Annotated in this window: 18 protein-coding genes; 15 read left to right on the forward strand and 3 right to left on the reverse strand. The window is 36.8% G+C overall.

Annotated elements, in window-relative coordinates; translation table 11 throughout:
• Position 1 precedes the first annotated feature (1 nt).
• The 9 genes from IPH52_27705 to IPH52_27745 all read left to right on the forward strand — a co-directional run bounded on the left by IPH52_27705 (position 2) and on the right by IPH52_27745 (position 9,760).
• On the forward strand, positions 2-1,453 hold the full coding sequence (locus IPH52_27705; protein ID MBK7058767.1) for a TolC family protein: 1,452 nt from the start codon (positions 2-4) through the stop codon (positions 1,451-1,453).
• On the forward strand, positions 1,446-2,138 hold the full coding sequence (locus IPH52_27710; GenBank protein ID MBK7058768.1) for an efflux RND transporter periplasmic adaptor subunit: 693 nt from the start codon (positions 1,446-1,448) through the stop codon (positions 2,136-2,138). The genes IPH52_27705 and IPH52_27710 overlap by 8 nt, the downstream gene beginning before the upstream one ends.
• 22 nt (positions 2,139-2,160) lie before the next feature.
• Positions 2,161-2,640, forward strand: a complete 480-nt coding sequence (locus tag IPH52_27715) for an efflux RND transporter periplasmic adaptor subunit (protein MBK7058769.1) — start codon at positions 2,161-2,163, stop codon at positions 2,638-2,640.
• Positions 2,637-5,897 carry an efflux RND transporter permease subunit gene (locus tag IPH52_27720; protein ID MBK7058770.1) on the forward strand — a complete coding sequence of 1,087 codons (3,261 nt, stop codon included), beginning with the start codon at positions 2,637-2,639 and terminating at the stop codon, positions 5,895-5,897. The genes IPH52_27715 and IPH52_27720 overlap by 4 nt, the downstream gene beginning before the upstream one ends.
• A 1-nt stretch (position 5,898) precedes the next feature.
• A complete protein-coding gene (locus IPH52_27725; GenBank protein ID MBK7058771.1) occupies positions 5,899-7,029 on the forward strand; it encodes an MlaE family lipid ABC transporter permease subunit in 1,131 nt (376 codons plus the stop codon).
• A 47-nt stretch (positions 7,030-7,076) separates the two neighbouring features.
• Positions 7,077-7,844 (forward strand): ATP-binding cassette domain-containing protein, encoded by a 768-nt coding sequence (locus IPH52_27730; protein ID MBK7058772.1) that lies wholly within the window; start codon positions 7,077-7,079, stop codon positions 7,842-7,844.
• Between the two features lie 13 nt (positions 7,845-7,857).
• Entirely contained in the window at positions 7,858-8,802 is a 945-nt protein-coding gene (locus IPH52_27735) for an MCE family protein (GenBank protein MBK7058773.1), read from the forward strand.
• On the forward strand, positions 8,799-9,404 hold the full coding sequence (locus IPH52_27740; GenBank protein MBK7058774.1) for a hypothetical protein: 606 nt from the start codon (positions 8,799-8,801) through the stop codon (positions 9,402-9,404). The genes IPH52_27735 and IPH52_27740 overlap by 4 nt, the downstream gene beginning before the upstream one ends.
• A 74-nt stretch (positions 9,405-9,478) precedes the next feature.
• On the forward strand, positions 9,479-9,760 hold the full coding sequence (locus IPH52_27745) for a hypothetical protein (GenBank protein MBK7058775.1): 282 nt from the start codon (positions 9,479-9,481) through the stop codon (positions 9,758-9,760).
• Between the two features lie 187 nt (positions 9,761-9,947).
• On the opposite strand, the gene IPH52_27750 is transcribed toward IPH52_27745, so the two are convergent.
• Both IPH52_27750 and IPH52_27755 read right to left on the reverse strand, forming a co-directional pair.
• A complete protein-coding gene (locus IPH52_27750) occupies positions 9,948-11,591 on the reverse strand; it encodes an FAD-dependent oxidoreductase (GenBank protein ID MBK7058776.1) in 1,644 nt (547 codons plus the stop codon).
• A 55-nt stretch (positions 11,592-11,646) separates the two neighbouring features.
• Complete coding sequence (locus IPH52_27755) at positions 11,647-13,101, reverse strand: FAD-dependent oxidoreductase (GenBank protein MBK7058777.1); 1,455 nt, start codon at positions 13,099-13,101, stop codon at positions 11,647-11,649.
• A gap of 181 nt (positions 13,102-13,282) precedes the next feature.
• On the opposite strand from IPH52_27755, the gene IPH52_27760 reads away from it, so the two are divergent.
• From IPH52_27760 to IPH52_27785, 6 genes are all read left to right on the forward strand, one after another.
• Positions 13,283-14,752: a metallophosphoesterase gene (locus tag IPH52_27760; GenBank protein ID MBK7058778.1), complete on the forward strand. Its 1,470-nt coding sequence runs from the start codon at positions 13,283-13,285 to the stop codon at positions 14,750-14,752.
• Between the two features lie 292 nt (positions 14,753-15,044).
• Complete coding sequence (locus IPH52_27765) at positions 15,045-16,766, forward strand: GMC family oxidoreductase (protein MBK7058779.1); 1,722 nt, start codon at positions 15,045-15,047, stop codon at positions 16,764-16,766.
• An 86-nt stretch (positions 16,767-16,852) separates the two neighbouring features.
• The gene (locus IPH52_27770) at positions 16,853-17,212 is read left to right on the forward strand and encodes an SDR family oxidoreductase (GenBank protein MBK7058780.1); all 360 of its coding nucleotides are present in this window, start codon (positions 16,853-16,855) and stop codon (positions 17,210-17,212) included.
• Positions 17,200-17,667, forward strand: coding sequence for an SDR family NAD(P)-dependent oxidoreductase (locus tag IPH52_27775; protein MBK7058781.1), 468 nt, complete (start codon positions 17,200-17,202; stop codon positions 17,665-17,667). The genes IPH52_27770 and IPH52_27775 overlap by 13 nt, the downstream gene beginning before the upstream one ends.
• A 21-nt stretch (positions 17,668-17,688) precedes the next feature.
• Complete coding sequence (locus IPH52_27780; protein MBK7058782.1) at positions 17,689-18,318, forward strand: hypothetical protein; 630 nt, start codon at positions 17,689-17,691, stop codon at positions 18,316-18,318.
• A gap of 29 nt (positions 18,319-18,347) precedes the next feature.
• Positions 18,348-20,414 carry a guanylate cyclase gene (locus IPH52_27785; protein MBK7058783.1) on the forward strand — a complete coding sequence of 689 codons (2,067 nt, stop codon included), beginning with the start codon at positions 18,348-18,350 and terminating at the stop codon, positions 20,412-20,414.
• Between the two features lie 37 nt (positions 20,415-20,451).
• On the opposite strand, the gene IPH52_27790 is transcribed toward IPH52_27785, so the two are convergent.
• Entirely contained in the window at positions 20,452-21,183 is a 732-nt protein-coding gene (locus IPH52_27790; protein ID MBK7058784.1) for a hypothetical protein, read from the reverse strand.
• Positions 21,184-21,227: the final 44 nt, after the last annotated feature.

The following is a 21,227-nucleotide window of genomic DNA, read 5'->3' on the forward strand; positions in this document are numbered from 1 at the left end:
AATGAAATATTTATTTATTCTTACACTCCTCTTACCAATCTCACTATTCTCACAATCGGCTAAGACCAATTATCCGTCAAAGCCTAATCCGATTGTGAGTCCAAAGGAAATAAGTAAAGAGTCTCCGAAAGAAATTCCTGTTCCCAAAAATATTTATTCTGCTGAAAATTACACGGATATAGAAAAGAAAATACAAAACTGGAGTCTGGAAGAAATTGAAAGCTATGCGGTAGCGAATAATCCTCTTTATCTCGCAGAGAAGCAAAATATAGGAATGGCTCGTGGAGATTTAATTACCGCTTCCCTTTATAGAAATCCAGTCATCGCATACCAACAACAATTTATTCCATTAAGTGTAACTGAAACTGTAAACAATTCAGGTGCCACTCTAGGAACTAATGGAGCAGGTTTCCAAGCATTTCAGCAAAATATTCCAGGTGGTGCAGGCGGACATCCCGAATTTGCACCTTCTGTTTCTTGGGAATATGATTTCGGAATTATTCGCAATCAAAAAATCAAAGTAGCTACACAAGGCTTTCAAGCACAAATTGCTCAATTTGCTGATTTTGATAGACTCTTTCGATTGCGACTTAGACAAAACTATTGGCTTCATCTTTATATAACAGAGCTAATTGATTTTCAAAAAGAATTCTATGAAAACTACAAAGACCTACTTGAACTAAATAAATTTCGTGCGGATAAGGGTGATATTGCGGTATTAGAGTATGATCGCTTACAACTTGAAAGAATTCGCATCGAAAAAGACTATAAAGACGCAGATATTCTTCGAGCACAAATTGCAAAAGAGCTTCGATTTCTAATTGGAATTGCTCCGAGCAATCAAATTTTAAATTTCAAAGGGAATCTCAAATACTTTACAACCGAAGAACTGGGACTTAACCTAAATGATTTTAACATCGAAGATAGACCTGATTTACAAGCTCTAAAATCAAGATCGGTTCAAAGCAAATTAAACATTGATCTCAAGAAAAAAGAGGGCTATTCCTCCTATATCAATTTTGGTGGAGAAGTCGGATTAAAAAGTAACGAGCAGTATGCTGGAATATTTGCAAGCGTACCTTTGAAATTATTCGACCGTAATCAAGGTGAAATTCTTAAAGCAGAAGAAGGTTACAAAAAAAGCCAATTAGAAGTAGAATCAAAAAGAAAACAAATCTACTCTGAAATCCGTGCCGCATTACGAGAAGTAACCGCTAGAGAGGAGTTACTCTCCAATTACCGCGAAATCAAACTCTTAGATAAAAATAAAGATGTTCAAGAAAAATATAGACTCGCTTACATAAGAGGAGCTTCCAACCTGGTAACATTTTTGGAAGCAGAGAAAAACTATCTTACCGTCCTTCGAGGATATTTCGAACAATTGTATCTTTATTACAATTCTATCGAAGTATTTAGAGCGGCTATTGGCAAATTGGGGAATGTAAATGACTAAAGAAAGAATAATCGAATTAGCAAAAAGTATAAATAAATATTGGTATATTGCTATCTTGTGTGTATTGATCGGTGGATATTTTGTATATCAAAAAGTAATTTCAAAACCAACAAAATCGGAAAATGCAGCGAGTCCAAAAGATAAACGCATCGTAATTTCTGAAGATATTCTAAAATCACATCCTCTCTCTTATGTAAAATTAAGAGAACGAGGATTTTATGAAGAAATTATTCTACCGGGAAAAGTTTCTTATGACTTAGAAAATCTTGCTAACGTAGGCTCGAGGGTAACAGGGCGCATAACCGAAGTTTTCGTAAAAGAGGGGGACCAAGTAAGACAGGGAAGCAGACTTGCGACTATTTCTTCTGTTGAGTTAAGCAATGCTCAGTCCAATTACTTAAAATCAAAAGTGAGACTAGAGGCACTCAAGATTCAAGCACAGCGGGCTAATGAGCTTTACGAAAAAAAAATCATTTCCTCTAGAGAATTTGAAATTGCGAACATGGAATATAAAACTGTAAAGACTGAAATGGATACTAGCTATAATACGCTAGAAATTTTTGGTCTCACAAAATCAGAAATTCAAGGACTCGAATCCGGCAGCCAAAAACAACAGAACCTAACAATTCGTAGCCCCATCCATGGAACAGTTACGAATAGAAAAGCTGTAATGGAGAAGCTGTAAACATCGAAGAAAATCTTTTGTCATTGCCGACTTACGTAGACTCTGGATTTTACTCGATGTCTATGAAAAAGATTTATACTCAGTAAAAATCGGCGCCGAAGCAACAGTAACCACACTGGGCGATAGACCGGAAACAGTGAAAGCATACGTTGCCCATGTAAGTGAAGTAATCGATCAAGTGAAGCATACAGCGGAAATCCGCTTGGAAGTGAATAATGCCGAATCAATGCTAAAACCCGGACAGACCATCAGTGCGAAAGTGCAGGGTCTCATCTCTGGTAGCAAGTCACGCAAAATCATGGTTGTCCCCGCCGAAGCAGTTCATAAGATAGAAGGCAAATCAATCGTATTCTCTGCAAACCCAGATGGATCTTTTGAAGCTTTAGAAATAGTTACGGGAGAAGCAATTGACGATGATATAGAAATTAAGTCCGGTATCCCACAAGATAAAAACATAGTAAGCGAGGGTTCCTTTGTCCTAAAAAGTGAGTTCTTAAAATGATTGAATCACTGATTGCATTTTCCATAAAAAAAAGATTCGCAGTTATTGTTGTGACTGCCCTTATTTCTCTCGTTGGACTTTACAACGCAATCCATCTTTCTGTTGATGCCGTGCCCGATGTAACTAATGTGCAGGTATCCGTTGTTACCCCTTCTCCCGGTCTATCTCCTATCGAGGTAGAGCAATTCATCACCTATCCTGTAGAGATTGCAATGACAGGTCTTCCGAATGTAGAAGAAATTCGTTCGATCTCGAGAACAGGGGTAAGCAGTGTAACGATTGTATTTAAAGACCATGTAAACATTTGGTTTGCAAGACAGCTTGTAAACGAAAGATTAAAAGATGTAGAAAACGATATTCCTCCTGGCTATGGAACTCCCGGCTTATCACCAGTAGCCACAGGTCTAGGGGATATTTATGAGTTTGTGCTAACATCCGATCGCCATAGTCCAATGGAACTAAGAACCTACATGGACTGGGAATTATCTAAAAAAATTAAGTCTCTACCCGGAGTCATTGATGTAAATACAATTGGTGGAGAAGTAAAGCAATACCAAATTCTAATTGATCCACGAAGACTTGCAGCGCATAATATTACCTTTTCTGATTTACTTGACAGACTTCAAGAAGTAAATCGCAACGCAGGTGGTGGCTATGTAATGAAAGGCAATGAGCAAATAGTCATTCGAGGAGAAGGTCAATTCAAATCCATAGAAGAGCTTGCAAATACTGCAATCAATACGGATAAGGACGGTATTCCCCTACTACTCGGAAATATTGCTACTGTAAAAATTGGTCCATCGATTCGATTTGGACTTATAACTAAAGGCGGTCAAGGGGAAGTAGTTGGTGGAACCGTGATGATGCTAATAGGAGAAAATTCCCGTGAAGTAGTAGAGGTAATTAAAAAAAGAGTAGAAGAATTAAAAAAAGATCTCCCTGAAGGAATGAAAATCGAACCATTCTACGACCGATCTGAATTTATCAATCGAGCTTTAAAAACTGTATTCATCAACTTAGCCGAAGGCGCCATCTTGGTGTTTGTCGCTCTTATCATATCCCTTGGCACAGTTAAGGGAGGTGCGTTAGTCGCCTCAGCCATTCCGATTTCTATGTTAGTAGCAGTCATATTCATGCGGCAAATCGGTGTTGTAGGTAACTTAATGAGTTTGGGAGCACTTGACTTTGGATTATTAGTGGACGGTCCAATTGTAATGTTAGAATCAGTAATGGCAGGGTTTATCGCAAAACGATCTATGTTTCCTGATACGATCGACGATGCAGAAAAAAGAATTCGATCTGTGGAGCTAATTCAGAGTAGCTGCATTCGAGTGGCACGGGCAGCGGCTTTTTCAGTCGCCATTATCATGCTCGTTTATTTACCACTCATGGTATTAGAAGGTGTTGAGGGAAGAATGTTTCGTCCGATGGCGATTACTGTTGCTTTGGCGCTCGCCGCTGCACTTCTTTTTTCTTTAACTACTTTTCCTGCTGGAGTCTCTTATCTATTTGAAAATCCAGAATTTCATCACAGTCATTACTGGGATGTATTAGAAGAGAAATATAAAATCTTTCTAAACTTTGGACTCTCCAAAAGAAAAGAAGTAATTCTAATCTCCATTGGAGTTGTTGTTTTTTCCCTCGTTGTAGGAATGAGTCTAGGTGCAGAATTTTTGCCACGTATTGATGAAGGGGAATTAAATATAGACGTTAAGCGTCTTCCATCCACATCCATCAACCATTCAAGAGACTTGAATAGTGAGATCGAAAAAGTCTTAATGAGTTTTCCAGAAGTTACCAGTGCAATTTCTAAAACAGGAAGAGGAGAATCTGCCGCAGAACCTGTTGGAACCGACGAGGGCGAACTCATGGTTAAACTCAAAGACAAAAAGGAATGGACAACTGCTAAGGACCGAGAAGAACTCATGACCATTATGAAAGATAAAATTCTTTCTACCGTGCCTTCTAGTTATATAAGCATGTCACAACCAATTGAAAATAGGGTGAACGCATTATTAGCCGGTTCCAAAGCAGACATAGTAATAAAAGTATATGGAGATGACCTAGTTCAATTAAAAAAAATTGGGGAGGACATTGCCGAAATTTTAAAAGAAATTCAGGGAACTGGAGATCTTCGAGTCCAACGCGTATTAGGTCTTCCACTTTTAGAAATCAAAGCAAATAGAGCCAAGATGTCAAGATATGGAGTATCGGCTAACGAGATGTTAGACATTGTGGAGACTCTTCGAATTGGTCGCAATGCTGGAAAAGTTTTCGAAGGACTCAAGCGATTTGATTTAGTTGTAAGACTTGATGTGGATTTCAGTGAAATTGAATTTATAGAAAATATTCCTGTCATGACTTCCTTCGGCACAACCGTTCCACTCGGACAAATTGCCGATATAAAAATAGAAGAAGGTCCCGCTTCCATTACACGTGAAGCTCTTAAGAGAAGACTTTTCGTAGAAGTAAATATTCGAGGAAGAGACCTTGTAAGCTATATCAACGAAGCAAAGGAAAAAACGGCAAAGATTACTAACGATTTGCCGGAAGGATACTACGTTCAATGGGGTGGTCAATTCGAAAATTTCACCCGCGCCAAAAACAGATTAGCCCTTGTTGTGCCAATCGCAATGGTAATTATCTTTTCGATGCTCATTGCTGCTTTCGGAAGTGTTCGCTATGCGATCGGTGTATTCATGGTTGTTCCACTTGCCGTAGCAGGCGGAATCTTAAGTTTAGTCTTACGAGGGCTACCATTTAGTATCCCCGCTGGAGTAGGATTCATTGCCGTTAGCGGTATAGCAGTATTAAACGGTGTCGTGTATGCATCGGTTTTAAGAGAACAGTTAGAAGAAGGAATCAAGCTTTCTCAAGCAGTAATCAAAGCTTCGATTCTTTCCCTCCGACCTATTATGACAACCGAAACTATTGCAGCTATTGGTTTTATACCGATGGCTATTTCGTCTAACGCAGGAGCTGAAGTGCAAAGACCATTAGCCACAGTTGTAATCGGAGGTGTTTTAGTTGCAACACTTCTTTCTAGACTACTTCTACCAATTGCTATGGAATATTTACTAAAAGATGTTGCTATTGAAATTCCAGTTCCAGGCGTTGAATCAGATGGAATCAATGTAGCCGTCTTAGAAAAAGAAGAAAATATTACTCTCAAAGAAAAAACAGTCGATCTCCCTGAGACTCATAAAAAATCTCATCCAAAGAAAAAAGAAAAACCAACACAGCTAGACATTGAATAAAATGGAAAATACAACGCAAGCAAATTATAAGACTTTTATAGATGGTGATAACTTGGTGTTGGAGATCAGCGGTATACTTGATGTTACCTCCACACCAAGTATTTGGGAGGAAACAAATATATTTATCCAAGGTAGTAAGTTTAAAAAAATAATAGTTCAAGCTTCTGGCATCCATGACTGTGAAGGCGTTGGAATCGCTCTTTTATTTCATTATAAGAAAATAGCAAAAAATTTAAATATTGAAATTGAAATTCTTGGATTAGAAAAAAAATTTGAAGATTTATTAGACTTTTTTACCCATGAACATGAAGTGAAGGAACTTATAAATTACCAAGATAATTGGAATGCTCCGGAAAAAATTGGATACCAAACTGTTCAGCTCTGGGAAGAAATGAAATTCATCATAAATTTTATCGGTGAATGTTCTTTATTACTCTTTACTTCTTTTAAAAATCCCAGCAAAATTAAATGGTTCGAAGTAATTAAAATAGCAGAATACGCAGGAGTAAACGCTCTACCAATTATTGTGTTAATTGGATTTTTGCTCGGACTCATCATGTCTTTTCAATCCGCGATACCAATGCAAAGATTCGGCGCTGAGATTTTTGTAGCCAATTTGGTTTCCATGTCACTCTTTCGAGAACTAGGTCCTCTTATGACTGCTGTAATCATTGCAGGGCGAACGGCATCCTCGTTTGCCGCTGAATTAGGAACCATGAAAGTCAGTGAAGAAATTGATGCAATTACAACGATGGGACTTAGCCCTTTGCAATTCTTGGTTATACCACGATTAATCGCCGGAATTATTATTAGTCCAATGCTTACAATTTTTTTTAATCTCGCTGGTTTAATTGGAAGCGCCGTAGTGATGATGTCTTTTCAGTATCCTTTGATTACTTTCGTTAATCAAGTGTTATCCGCTGTCAAAAACCCTGATATGTTCGGTGGACTATTTAAAGCAACAGTCTTTGGAGCAGTTATATCGGCTATCGGTTGTTTTCACGGTTTAAACACGAGCACTGGGGCAAGCTCCGTTGGAGAGTCTACAACTAAAGCGGTCGTGAATGGAATTATATCTATAGCAGTATTGGATGGAGTTTTTTCCGTATTATTTTACTACCTAGGAGTGTAAATTTATTGACTAAATTGCATAAGTCGTTTCTTGTTTGAAGTAACTATATGAAGGCAGACATAAACAAACCAATCATTGAAGTGAAAAATTTTACCGCAGTCATGGGTGGTGAGATGATCATAGATAATATTAGTTTTGAAGTAAACTCTGGAGAAATCTTTGTAATTCTTGGTGGATCAGGTTGCGGGAAGAGCACACTTCTAAAACATATGATTGGACTCATTGAACCTGCCGCCGGTGACATTGAAATTGAAGGTGAAAACATTGCTACTGCTTCCGAAGAAATAAAAAAGAAAATTCAAAATAGAATCGGAGTAATGTATCAGCAAGGAGCACTCTTTGGATCTATGAGTCTAATTGAAAATGTGAGTTTACCACTACAGGAGTTTACAACGTTTAGCCCCGAAGCAATTCAACTCATTGCACATATGAAATTACAAATGGTCGGACTTGATAAATACGCAAGACATATGCCATCTGAAATTAGTGGAGGAATGAAGAAGAGAGCTGCAATCGCAAGAGCAATGGCACTTGATCCGAAAATTCTTTTCTTGGACGAACCTTCTGCCGGTTTAGACCCAATTACCTCAGCTGAGCTAGATCATCTAATCAAACGTCTATCTCGCAACTTTAATATTACTTTTGTTGTAGTGACTCATGAGCTAGAAAGCATATACTCAATTGCCGACAGAGTTATCATGCTAGATAAGCGAGTAAAAAAAATTGTAGCTACAGGCAAACCATCCTATCTAAGGGATAATAGTGATAATCCATGGGTGCGTCAATTTTTCAGAAGAGAAATTAATATAATATAAAAGAGGAAAATATATGAGACAAAGAATGAATTATTATAAAATTGGATTATTTGTAATTTCGAGTATATTCATCGTTTCTGTGTTCATCATTATACTTGGAGCAGGGAATCTTTTTCAAAAAAATTTAATTCTAGAAACCTACTTCGATGAATCCATTCAAGGTCTAGATGTAGGCTCGATCGTAAAATTTCGCGGTGTTAAAATTGGCACAGTAAAGGAAATTACATTTGTGCAAGACAAATACAAATTAGACGCTGACAGCCCAAGCTTTTCACAGGGAAGGTATGTGCTTGTAAAAATGGCTGTAAAGAATTTCTTTAATCTAAATTCTAGAAGTGAGATAGATACCGTTGTAAAGCAAATGGTAGAAAATGGACTTCGAATAAAGCTTACCTCACAAGGTCTCACCGGAACTTCTTATCTAGAAATAGATTATTTGAATAAAGAATCTAATGAACCACTCGGAATTAGCTGGGCGCCTAATGATGTGTATGTTCCATCCACTAAGAGCACGATTACAAAGATCGGTGCCTCTATGGACGAGTTTCTAAAAAAATTGGATGCAGCGGATATTGAGAATATGGCGAAAAATTTGAATACATTAGTTGTCACGCTCGATGAATCGTTAAAGGCGGCAAATATAGGCGAGATGTCTACAAATGGAAATGCACTCCTTGCAGAGATTAGAGAAACTAATAAAGAACTTAAAAAAATTGTTGCTAACCCTAAAATGCAAGATCTCCCAACAAAATTAAATGAATCTCTAACACTCATGTCCCAGAGTATGAACAAACTAAACAATATGTTGAGCAATAATAATAAGGATATTTCAGTAGCAGTAGAAAATTTTAGAATCGTAACAGAAGATTTAAGAGAAGTGAGCAACAATGCAAAAAAGTATCCATCCATGTTACTTTTCGGAGAAGCTCCAAAATCTTCGGAGATGGGGAAAAAATGAAAAAAATAATCAGCATTTTTTGCTTTGCATTAGTCATTAGCCTCATCGGATGTGTAAGCATTTCAAAGGAAGCACCAAAGAAAAGATTTTTTGCGATTGAAGCCGACCTCTCTAAAATTAAAAAAAGCCCAACAGTCAAATTCCCAAAACTTCGTATCAATAAATTAAAAATCAATTCCAATTATGAAGGAAAGGAATTTATATATAGAAAAGACCTTGATTTTGAAAGTGACTACTACAACCAATTTTTAACATCTCCTCCTACCAACATTACCGAGCAAGTAATTACGTGGCTAAACGAAAGTAAACTATCAGAGGTAATCACAAATAGAATTAGTAGCTCTGATTCCAATTTATTGCTAGAGGGTAATATTAATTTGCTTTACGCTGATTTTTCCGGTGGTAAAATATATTCAGTAGTAGAAATTGAATTTTATCTTTCTGACAATATCAAAGACCAGGTCGTATTCAAGAAACTTTATTCAAAAAAAATACTTTCTCCAGACAAAGAACCTGTATCCATTATCCGCGCCTGGAACCAAGGACTTACTGAAATTTTAATCACACTAGAAAACGATTTAAGAGCTATTACTTATCAGTAAGACTAGTAGAAAAATTATTGACTCTTTTTTTGAAAAATCCAACTCTTGTAAATAAAATAGAGAAGAGGTAAAATATGAAACAAAGTATATTCTTTCTTGTAGTGATTTCAATGCTTGGAATCCAATCCATTTCGGCAAAATGTCAATACAACTCTGATTGGAAAAAATCAGATGGTAAGCGAATCATCGTCTGTGTAAATGGTGATAGCTTTAGTGACAGAGACAAGGCAAGAGCAACATGCTCAAAGATAAAGGGTTCATCTTGTAGCACAGCTAGTTCTTTTTCTAGTTCTTGCAGTAACAATGAATGCTATGATGAGTCCGGTAAGCAAAGTAATTCTCTTTCTGGCTATTAACAACTAATGACAATTAACCCCTTTTAAAATGTCTCATAGCATTTGTTTTTCAGAATACTCAATGCTATGAGATAAAACGCACACCCTTTGTGTTCTTGGACAGACAACGATGCCTATCCTACCGTTTTTTGCTTCACATTTTTTTATTCCTATTTCAACTCTCTGTGCACTTTGCGGTAATTAAAAGTTACCCCTTAAAGAGTAGCTCAATGCTTTTAAATCCACCAGAAATATTATAGACTTTAGAGAAACCGGACTGCAACAAAATTCTGGCGGCCAGATGTCCACGAAAACCTACTTGACAATGGACAAAAATTTCCTTATCCTTTGGAACCTCAGAAAGTCTTTTACGCAAATCCGGCAAAGGAATATTAACCGCAGTTGGAAATTTGCCAGCGGAGAATTCGTTTGGATTGCGCACATCTAAGACATACAGTGATTTGTCTTTGGCATACGAGTTTAAAAATTCTTTTACAGTCACAGTAGGACTAAAACCTTGTCGATCATTGGAAGAAACAAAAGCTGCCATGTTCACAGGATCATTTGCAGAAGAAAAAGGAGGCGCATAACAAAGATCTAACTCTTCTAAGTCCTCAATGTGAAGACCACCAAGAATTGCAGTTGCAATCACATCGACTCTTTTCTCAACACCTTCTTCTCCAAAGGCTTGCGCTCCTAGAACTTTACCAGTCTCATTTGAATAAGTTAATTTCAAACTCAACTGCTTCGATCCCGGATAATAACCAGCATGATGATTAGGATGAACTGTTACAGAAGAGGCTGAAATATTTTGTGTTTGTTTTTCTGTGAGTCCAGTCATCGCATACACTTTATTAAATATCTTAACTACGGAAGAACCGATAGAGCCGGAGTATTTTTTTCGTTCTCCACAGGCATTGGCTCCCGCAACACGTCCTTGGCGATTCGCAGGACCTGCAAGCGGTATACGCGTCTTATCCCCTGTGATTCGATTCGTAATTTCAGCCATATCGCCGACTACAAGAATAGAAGGATCGGAGGATTCCATAAATTCATTTACAACGACACCACCTGTTTTACCAATTTCTAAGCCGGACTGTTTAGCTAGTTCTAACTCTGGACGAACACCGATAGAAAATAAAATCATCTCAGCAGGAACTTTTGCACCAGTTTCTAAAATTAGATTTTTTGTAGCAGGTTCATATCCTACCGCAGAATCTGAGGTAATAACATTGATTCCTTTTTCAACTAAGGTTCTTTTTATCGATTCAGCAAATTCAGGATCTGCAATTGGCATTACATGCTCATACTTTTCTACGAGGCTAACTTTGAGTCCGCGCTCTACGAGAGCTTCTGCCATTTCGAGACCAATGAAACCAGCACCAACGACGACAGCGTTCTTAGGAGAATTTGCGTCAATGAAATTATGAATCCGATCCATATCATCAATATCTCTAAGCGTAAAAGCATTCTCATTCGATATATTAGGAATTGACGGCAAAATAGGATTAGCCCCTTGTGAAAGAATTAGCTTATCATAGAAAACCTTTTCCTCACCATTGGCGGATTTTACTAGGACAAATTTCTCTTGTCGATTGATTTGAATTGCTTCTGTTCCGAGACGAACTAAAATCCGATAGCGTGAATAAAAACTGTCAGGAGTTTGTAAAATTAGGTTACTCCTAGATTTAATCTCTCCTGAAATATAATAAGGCAGACCGCAATTGGCAAATGATATATAGCCACCTCTCTCTAAGATTGTAATCTCAGCCAATTCATCAGACCGTCTTGCTCTTGCTGCTGCCGTAGCACCACCAGCAACACCACCAATAATTAAAATCTTCCTGTTCATAAAATCCCTCTTTTATTACATACCATACCCCACAGGGTATATTGCAACTAAAAAATTATTCGAAAATTCTATTTACTGCGTTGAGTGAGCCTAAAACGACAGCAGGAATTCCTTGCCCCGGAAATACTGTGTCTCCTACGAGGTATAAATTAGCAAAAGGTGGATTATTTGGTGTCATAAAGAGCAAATTCGACCGAACCGAATGTGAAATTCCTCCAACAAAACCATTTTTACGTTTCGTATAAAATTCAAACGTATTAGGAGTGCCGTCTAGTGGATAAAGTTTATTTGCCGCTCTAAACTCAGGAAATGCGAAGTCAAACTCTTCTAGTATAAAACTGGTTGTAAGTTCTTTCTTTTTTTTATAAGCATCTTTACTCAAAGCTCGCCATTCATTTGGATTTGTGTGTGTAGAAATTGTCACAGTTCTAAATCCTTCCGGCGCTCTCTCTCGATCTTGTGCATGAGAGAAAGATACAAAAAAAGCCTGTGCGTCACAATTAGGGATTTTATTTCGACTGTGAATCTGATAATAGAGTGAAGGTAATTCTATAGAAGATTCTATCGCAAAATAAATAGTAAACGCACCTGGAGCAACTTTGTATTTTTTTGATTGCGAAAGAAAATACTTTTGTATTTCTCCTTCCGTAATTTCTGCCATATTCCAAATCGTTAAATTGGAAACAATTCCTTTAGATTTATAGACATTTCCTTTTTCTGAAATTACTTCATAGTAATTTTTCTTACGGGTAATAGATATTACCTTTTCTTTTAAAACAATGTCTCCATTCAACTCTTTGAATTTATTTAAAACTAATTCAGCAGGCTTATACATTCCACCTAGCGGATAATAAGTTTCAGCCGGATAAGCAAGTCCCATTGCCGCAGTAAGCATTGGCGCCATATCGGATCGACTCTGAGTAGTAATTAACAATTGCTCATCAATAAATTTACGAAAAGGAAGACTATTTATTCTAAAATTTCCCATTTCTTTTGATACAGATTTAAAGAGTTCGGGTATCATTTGAACCTTATTCAAATTATTCCATTTCATTAAAGAAACAAGATCAAAAACACTTCGAGGCGGAATTTTTTTATTTTGATCAATGAATTCCCACGCAAGTTTCTCTAGTGTAAATATTTTTTCCCAGAACTGATTCATTTTATTTTCCGGAAAATGGTAATTTACCTCTTCTAGCCATTTTTCAGAATTTGAATAGCGTGTAATAACTGCATTGCCCATTTTAACAATCATACCGGGATCAATTCGTATCAAATCAGGCTTAATTTCTAATTCGTGAAATAGCTTTCCGACAGGTTGATGAGAACTAACTCCACTAAAAGTAGTAGCCCCCACATCAAACAAAAAGTTTTTCCTGCGAAAATAAGACGCACAACCGCCAATCAGATGATGCGCTTCGAGTATAGTTACCTTCATTCCACGCTTTTGCAAAAGCGACGCAGCGGCTATTCCACCGTATCCTGCACCAATCACTATATAATCTTGCATGTAATACTCCGATGACGATTGTCAGAATGGATTATTAAAGAATAAAGCCTATTACTTCAAGCAATTTTTTTTTGTTCGCAAGAGTATGGATTTTCTTTTTTCCTCTCAGCCTAAGACTCTTAAAAAAAAATCTTGCTTTTACAAAATGGATAAATACGATTCCATTTGCTCAGGAGAAATTATGCCAGATATCAAGTATGTTTGTCTTTCCGATTTGCACTTTGGTGCACAAAATAGTCTTTTAACTAAGCTCACTTCAGATGGATTAAAGCCAAATTTTTTAGAGCCAAGTCCTGTCCTGATTTCGCTCGTAGAAAACCTCAGACTTCTAATTGAGCAAAATCAAGATAAATCGCAAAAACCAAATTTAATCCTCCTAGGGGATATTCTGGAATTAGCGTTATGCGAAACCAACGAAGCCGGAATGGTATTTGACAGATTTGTAGATTTAATTCTTCCGAAAGGCAAAGAGCTGTTTGCCAATGTATACTATATACCAGGCAATCACGATCATCATTTATGGGAAATAGCTCGCGAGTCTCAATATGTGCGATATATAGAAAGAATGGATGATAAGAATAACCTCCCACCAATGTGGCATACAACGAATATATTCATCGAGAACACACAACATCCCACTCGATGCGACTTCATGAATGGGATCATACAAAATAACGAACATTTAAAAAATTTTCATGTGCAAGTAGCCTATCCTAATTTTGGATTGCTAAATGAATCTAGCGGCAAATCAGTCTTATTCCACCATGGACATTTCTTAGAAGACATCTATACTCTAATGAGCACTGTCAAAACTTATATATTTCCCAATCAATCCATTCCCGAAGATATTTGGGATATCGAAAAAGAAAACTTTGCATGGATTGATTTTTTTTGGTCAACTATGGGCAGATCAGGGCAAGTAGGTAAGGGAGTAGAATTAATCTATGATAAAATGACAGACGAAGACAAATTTTCGGAATTGTTGCACAACATCGCAGTGAAGATTACTCAAAACATAAAAAAGAGTGAGAACGAAGCGGCAACTACATTATTCCGCAAACTCTCCCGTTTCTTTATTCGATTCATTCCCGGACGTAAAATAGAAAAAATTGTTTATGCCTTTTTACGAGTTACACTGGGAACAATTGCAAAGCATGAGCGCACAGATAATAGTGGAAGTCTTTCGCAAGAAATGAGAGACAAACTTAACCACTATCTGGACAAAGTTTTATTTAGACAAATCAGTAGAGAACGAAAGGACAAAGCTCCGAAGGAAATCCAATTTGTGTTCGGGCATACTCATAAGCCTTTCGTAGAACCTATGGCTAATCCCCATTATGCAAAGCCGGTTCAAGTAGTAAATACAGGCGGTTGGGTTGTTGATACCGTTGATCGAAAAGAAACCTACGGTGGAGCAGTTATTTTAATTGATGAGAATCTAAATATTGCTCCTGTTCAAATGTATAGAGAATGCTATCAACTAAGGGCGGCTAAGGTCTGTATACTTCCTAATACAGTTGAAAACGAATTCTCGATTCGAATCTCTAAATTGATTTCAGAAAATCAAAAATCGCTTCAATCATTTTCTGAAACTGTAGATAAAGAAATAGATTTACGCATTATAAATTTAAAAGCGAAAATAGAGAAGTAAGGATAACGGCTGTCATTCCCGAAATTTTTTATCGGGAATCTCAAGGTATTGAGATCCCCGATATCGCTCAATGTCATTAAGATAAGAGTTTTTCACCACGAAGAGCACGAAGTTCACGAAGGGGTTTATGAAGAAATCCTGTCTTTTCTTCGTGTTCTTCGTGCCCTTCGTGGTGAAATTTTTCTTAGTTTTCCTTAACTTAATGACATTGCCCGATATCGCTTGGCGATAGTGGATGCAGAAGTATCGCATCGGGTGGAATTTCGGGGATGACAAAGTAAAAATGGAGAGAGTGTTTATGTATGAAGCGGTGATTATTGGTAGTGGCTTTGGAGGCGGGATTAATGCCTGTCGTTTGAGTAAAAAATGGCCTGGCGGCAAAGTGTTAGTATTCGAGCGAGGGAAGCGTTACCCGATGTATTCTTTTGCAAGAACTCCGCATGAAATGTCTAAGAACTTTTGGAATATTCCATCCGAGACTAAGGGCGGTAATCCGCAGGATGAAGAAACAAAAGGATTATTCGATATTCGCAATTTCAAACGGATGGATGCTGTGATTTCCGCTGGACTTGGCGGAGGTTCTCTGATTTACGCAAACGTTTTCTTAGAGCCTCCGGATTGGGTTTTCAATGAACGCTGGCCTGAGACTTGTAAAAAAGAAAAGCTACAACCTTATTACAAAGTTGCAAAAGAGGTATTAGGCGCAAGACCCATTCCGACTAACGATGATCCTAGAAGAAAAATAAAACGCACAGAAAGATTTCAACAAGTCGCAAAAGAAATGGGGCACAATTCTCAGTTGCTCGACTTGAATGTCTTCTTTGGAAATGATTTTCAAAAACCTACCGATATTGGAGTGCAAGAAAAAAATCGTTATGGAGCTTTACAGACTTCTTGCACCTACTGCGGAGAATGCGATGTAGGCTGCAATACTCATTCTAAAAATACACTCGACTTAAACTACCTCTATGTTGCGGAAAATGTTCATAAGGCGGAGATTCGCACCGAGCATTTAGTAAAGAAAATTATTCCTCTGGATGCAAGCGGCAAAGAAGATATAACTGCTGATGGAAAAAATGGATATAGAATTTACTTTTCAGATTTAACAAAACAGGTAAATTCTAGCAGGGACGGGTTTGTTGATACGAGAAGAATCGTATTATCCGCTGGAGCATTAGGCTCAACAGAGTTACTTTTAAAATGCAAAAACGAATTTAAAACTCTTCCTAACATTTCTTCTAAACTCGGTGAGCATTTTTCTGGAAACGGAGATTTCCTGTCTTTTGTAATCAAAGGCAAAGAAGAATCCAATCCAAACTATGGACCTGTCATTACGCAAGCCACTGATTTTAATCTATTTAAGGATCCAGATAAAAAGCGAGCCTTTGTTTTAGAAGATGCGAGCTACCCGGCATTTGCCTCTTGGGCGGCTAATTCCATTCCTACTCCATCACTTTGGAAATCTATCAAGTCAGTAGTAAAAGACATTTGGTTAAAGATTACAAAAGAAGGAAGTGCCTATGGTCGATCTGGATATATTTTTAATGACTTATTAGCAAACGATATGTCCCAAAACTCAAGCGTTCTTCTTTTTATGGGAGTGGATAATTCCAATGGAAAAATGTTTTTAAAAGACGGAGAATTAGAAATAGATTGGACCCAAGAAGAAAGCATGCCTCTATATGAAAAAATTCTAGAAGTATCAAAAAGATTTTATGAAATCACAAAGGCAAAATTTTGGTTTCCACTGTTTAATTGGAATGCAATCACAAAAGACAATGTCACAGTCCACGCCTTAGGTGGATGCGTGTTAGCCGATACTCCCGATAAAGGTGTTACTAGTGCCAACCGCAAAACTTTCGGACAAGTGTTTGGATATGAAAATCTTTTCGTTGCAGATGGAAGCATTGTTCCCACAGCAGTAGGTGCAAATCCAATCGCCACTATCAGTGCCCTATCCGAAATGGTCGCCGAGGGGATAACAGGCATTAAACCTGACTCTAGTTTGAAGTAAAGAGGTTTATCTTAGTATAAATAGAGTAATAGTGTTTGCAAAATTGGAATGCCTAAATATTGTATTCCAATCTAGGAAGGAAAAGGATGCAAATACAAAAGACTGCGATAGTAACAGGAGCAGCAGGTGGAATCGGAATCGAAACCTGCAAGCTCCTTCTTAAAAACGGATATAAATTAGCAATCATAGACAACGACGAAGAAAAACTAAAATCTCTTGTAGAGATTTTGAAAGTGGAAAGCTTACTAATAGTTTGTGATGTGAGCAAGGAAGAAAAGGTGCAAGACGCGATCAAACAAGCTATTTCAAAATTCGAGAAAATTGATGTCCTGGTTTGTTTAGCCGGCGTGATTCGCCCTGGTTTATTTGAAGAAGTCCCAATGCAGAATATTAGACTGCAAATGGAAGTAATTTCTTCGGTGCAGTCTATTTCATTCACAATTTAATTCCCCATTTCAAAAAGAATGGTAGCGGCAAAATTGTAGTAGTCTCTTCACTCGCGGGCATTGTCCCTGCACCCAAGCACAATATGTATGTCGCATCCAAATTTGCACTAAGAGGTTTACTACAAACGCTATTTTTAGAATTAAAAAAATTCAACATACAGGTAACAAACGTTATGCCAGATGCAATCCTCACACCGATGCTAAAATATACGGCAACACAAGACGCATCGCCAATGGCATATGCGAATTATCCGTTACCTCCAGAGGATGTAGCAAATGCAGTATGGAAAGGTATACAAACAGGAAAAATTGAGATATACGTCCCTTATTCGCAAGGTATATTAGCAAGACTCGCACAATTTTTTGTGGGTCTAATACCAATTATCTGGCCTACCTTCGAGAAAAAAGGATTAGAAAATAAAGAGAAATTAAAAAAATTAGGAATTCTAGATTAATCAAAATAGGAGAAATTGAAAATGAATAAACCAGTAGTAGAATTAACATTCACAGAAGAAATGAAAGGTTTCCTTACGTTAGGCGCAGAGAATTTTGAAACTGGATTTAAAGATGGCAAAGAAGCAAATCGCTTTTTTATGTTTCATTCGGAAATTACAATTAACGATGTTTTTAAATTTGATAAAACTCCATCACTCGCATCTCCGATGAAGGGATGGATAGAGTCTGACTTATTCGGTGGAAAAGTTCCGTATGAAAATGCAAATTTTAATTTGTATGTCAATACTGATAATCCGAAACATAAATTTATGAAATACAGAATCTACTTTAAAAATATAATCTCCGGTGAAGATCTTACACTCTTTGGGTTCAAAGACATAAAAGATGATCCTATATTTGATATTTGGGAAGACACAACAACTCTATTTACAAGAATTTATAAAGGTATTACCGATAGAGAGGATGATATAGACGTAATAGCAAAAGGAATTGTTAAAATTTATATGCTAGATTTTTTAAAGCAGCTAACAACGTTTAGAGTAAAAGGTGCTGATCCTGTCACAAACTTGGAAGCATTTGTAGATTTCAACAAAATGTTTCTGGGAACACTGTATGATGTGTATTCTCCAAAATTATCAGTTACAGAATAAAAATTGAAATATTTCTCCGAGGTAAAAAAATGAATCGAATTCTACTTCTCCTAGTTCTTGCCTTTACGCAGTTGTATCCAGAGGCTAATCTGAATGATGCGCAAAATGAAATCTCTATTGGCAAAGAGATAGAATATCTAGAAGTCAAAGAAGATAATCTAAATTTTGAAGCGGTGAGACTCCCAGAGAATCTCACACGTTTTAAAAAATCAGAAATTGAAACTCCTAACTTTGGACATACACTCTCTGCGTATTGGTTCAAATTCAAAGTAACGAATCATTCCAATGAAACAGATTGGTTTTATCAAATGAGATTTCCTGTAATGGATTACTTCTCTTTTTTCAGTCCCGACTCTTCAGGGAATTATATAGAAAAAAAATCAGGCGCCTATGTTCCTTTTTCAGAGCGTGATGTGGATAATCGAAACTATGTGTTTAACCTTCATTTAGAGAAAGGGGAATCCAAAGAAATATTTATCTACGCAAAGACAAGCGGAAATTTACAATTACCCTCATCCATTATTAAGAAAGATGCTTTTATAAAAGAAGATACAAATCAAAAGTTTCTCTTCGGATTTTATTTCGGTATGATGTGCGTCATTGCTGTTTATAACTTTTTCCTTTTTCTTGCAGTGAAGGATTTAAGCTATTTGTATTATGTTACCTATATTCTAAGTTTTATCTTTATTCAATTGGGTTTAAGTGGACTCGGGGCTGAGTATGTATGGCCTAATTTTTCTTGGATGACTTTGCACTATTATCCGCTATTCACAGGTGTTTCCATTGCAGGCGTAAGCTTGTTTAATAAATACTTTTTAAAGACAAAAGAAAAATTTCGAAAGAGCAATATATTCTTAAACATTTCTATTGGAATTGGAATTGTGTTAATGCTATCGACTGTTACACTGCCAACCTATTTAAGCATTCAACTTGCTGTGTCCTTGGTATTGCTTCCTATTATTGGAAGCTTTGTAATCGCTATCAGTGCTTTAAGACAAGGCTTTTCGCCTGCTAGATATTTCTTGGTTGCATTCTCGGTTTTAATTGCTGCAGTGCTAATTATTTTATTTAGATCAATCAATCTTTTACCTACTAATTTCATTACGGAATATGGAATGTATATTGGATCAGCAATTGAAGTCGTTCTACTTTCTTTTGCGTTAGCCGATAGAATTAACATTTTGAAGAGGGAAAAAGAAGCAGCACAAAAAGAGGCTTTAATATTACAAACTCAATTAACAGAGTCTTACGCGCGTTTTGTGCCAAAAGAGTTTTTAGTGATACTCAGTAAAGATTCGATTCTAGATGTTAAACTAGGAGACCAAGTATTAAAGAATATGTCTATCATGTTTGCCGATATCCGCTCCTTTACAACTCTCTCCGAGAAAATGGCGCCCAAGGAAAATTTTAATTTTATAAACTCCTACCTGAAACGCATGAGTCCGATCATTAAGGATAACGGTGGTTATATTGATAAATTCATGGGTGACGGCATAATGGCGTTATTCAGTGGATCTGCGGATAACGCCATTAAGGCGGCAGTGGATATGCAAAAATATTTAATCCATTACAATATAGATAGAGAATATAGAGGTTATAAAGCAATAGACGTAGGTATTGGGGTTAATACTGGTATGCTTATGCTCGGTGCAATCGGCGGAGAAAATAGAATGGAAGGAACTGTCATATCTGATACTGTAAATCTTGCTTCTCGTATTGAGAGTCTAACAAAAACCTATGGTGTCAAAATTGCAACTAGTGAGTGGACATTTAATTCTCTTGCAAATAAAGATCAATACTTACATAGATTCCTAGATAGAGTGAAAGTAAAAGGTAAAAATGAGCCCGTCATTATCTATGAAATATTTGATGGAGACACCCCTGAGAGCATTGACTTGAAAGCAAAAACCATGCAGGATTATAATCAGGGAATCAAACTTTATTACGATAAAAAATTTGAAGAATGTCGTCCCTATTTTCAAAATGTTTTGCAGACAAATTCAAACGATAAAGTAGCTGAGATGTATATTCAAAGATCTCATTATAGTAATCGCAGCTCGGATTGGGATGGATCCGAGAGAATGCTGGAAAAATAAGAAAGTTTAAAAAGTCATTGCAGTCCCCAGGGAATCGTTAAGTATTCTCTGGCTCAACAATTTTTACAGCGGCATATAGCATTATGCCGCTAATAAGAATATCAACAAAAACCATGATGACCATCATCTTCGAACTAGTAATAAGCCAGGTCATTGCGCCTTTCAAAAAAATTCCTAGAATAGAAAGATTTACAAGGGAAATCAAAATCCAAAATTTTTTTTTCTTTTTAGTATCTACTAAGGGAAAAGATTTCAAGTAAGTGAATGCTGAAAAAAAAGAAAATAGAGTCTGAAAGAAAAATCCAAAAATAGGAGCCGTCGAATAAAAGCCTTGTTCTGGATGAGAAGAATCAAAATTTAAAAGCGGTCCTAACTTCAGAGAAGCCAAAGAAATGAAAACAGGAAGGTCAGCATCATGAACAATTAAATCCAAACACCAATGACCAAAAACTCCTAAAAAAACAGCTAGGAAAATTCCATTGATTCGCTTCCATACCTTAAAAAACAAAGCGAAAATAAGTGCGATTAGGAGTGCGCCCAAAAAAGAATGAGAGACAATCTGCTGAAATAAAATCATATCGCCAATGTATTGAAACGGAGAATTTATCTTCATAGCCTCAATTGGCTCTGATAGTGAGATTAGATTCAAATTCAAAATCACCCATACTATTTCAACGGCTTCACTAGCTAAGAGTAATATCCAAAAAGGAATTTCTTTAAACTTCGATTTGATTATAAATGCACTTGATAGATGCCCGGCTGCTGTCATAAAAAATTCCTCAGTGAAAACTAAAAAAAATTTATACTTTACTA

The organism is Leptospiraceae bacterium (assembly GCA_016708435.1).
Lineage (GTDB): Bacteria > Spirochaetota > Leptospiria > Leptospirales > Leptospiraceae > UBA2033.

Coding starts and splice junctions, on each gene's coding strand:
- IPH52_27785 (MBK7058783.1), top strand. CDS start 18,348: ATGAATCGAATTCTACTTCTCCTAGTTCTTGCCTTTACGCAGTTGTAT.
- IPH52_27740 (MBK7058774.1), top strand. CDS start 8,799: ATGAAAAAAATAATCAGCATTTTTTGCTTTGCATTAGTCATTAGCCTC.
- IPH52_27755 (MBK7058777.1), bottom strand. CDS start 13,101: ATGCAAGATTATATAGTGATTGGTGCAGGATACGGTGGAATAGCCGCT.
- IPH52_27725 (MBK7058771.1), top strand. CDS start 5,899: ATGGAAAATACAACGCAAGCAAATTATAAGACTTTTATAGATGGTGAT.
- IPH52_27745 (MBK7058775.1), top strand. CDS start 9,479: ATGAAACAAAGTATATTCTTTCTTGTAGTGATTTCAATGCTTGGAATC.
- IPH52_27770 (MBK7058780.1), top strand. CDS start 16,853: ATGCAAATACAAAAGACTGCGATAGTAACAGGAGCAGCAGGTGGAATC.
- IPH52_27750 (MBK7058776.1), bottom strand. CDS start 11,591: ATGAACAGGAAGATTTTAATTATTGGTGGTGTTGCTGGTGGTGCTACG.
- IPH52_27705 (MBK7058767.1), top strand. CDS start 2: ATGAAATATTTATTTATTCTTACACTCCTCTTACCAATCTCACTATTC.
- IPH52_27760 (MBK7058778.1), top strand. CDS start 13,283: ATGCCAGATATCAAGTATGTTTGTCTTTCCGATTTGCACTTTGGTGCA.
- IPH52_27735 (MBK7058773.1), top strand. CDS start 7,858: ATGAGACAAAGAATGAATTATTATAAAATTGGATTATTTGTAATTTCG.
- IPH52_27790 (MBK7058784.1), bottom strand. CDS start 21,183: ATGACAGCAGCCGGGCATCTATCAAGTGCATTTATAATCAAATCGAAG.
- IPH52_27710 (MBK7058768.1), top strand. CDS start 1,446: ATGACTAAAGAAAGAATAATCGAATTAGCAAAAAGTATAAATAAATAT.
- IPH52_27730 (MBK7058772.1), top strand. CDS start 7,077: ATGAAGGCAGACATAAACAAACCAATCATTGAAGTGAAAAATTTTACC.
- IPH52_27720 (MBK7058770.1), top strand. CDS start 2,637: ATGATTGAATCACTGATTGCATTTTCCATAAAAAAAAGATTCGCAGTT.
- IPH52_27780 (MBK7058782.1), top strand. CDS start 17,689: ATGAATAAACCAGTAGTAGAATTAACATTCACAGAAGAAATGAAAGGT.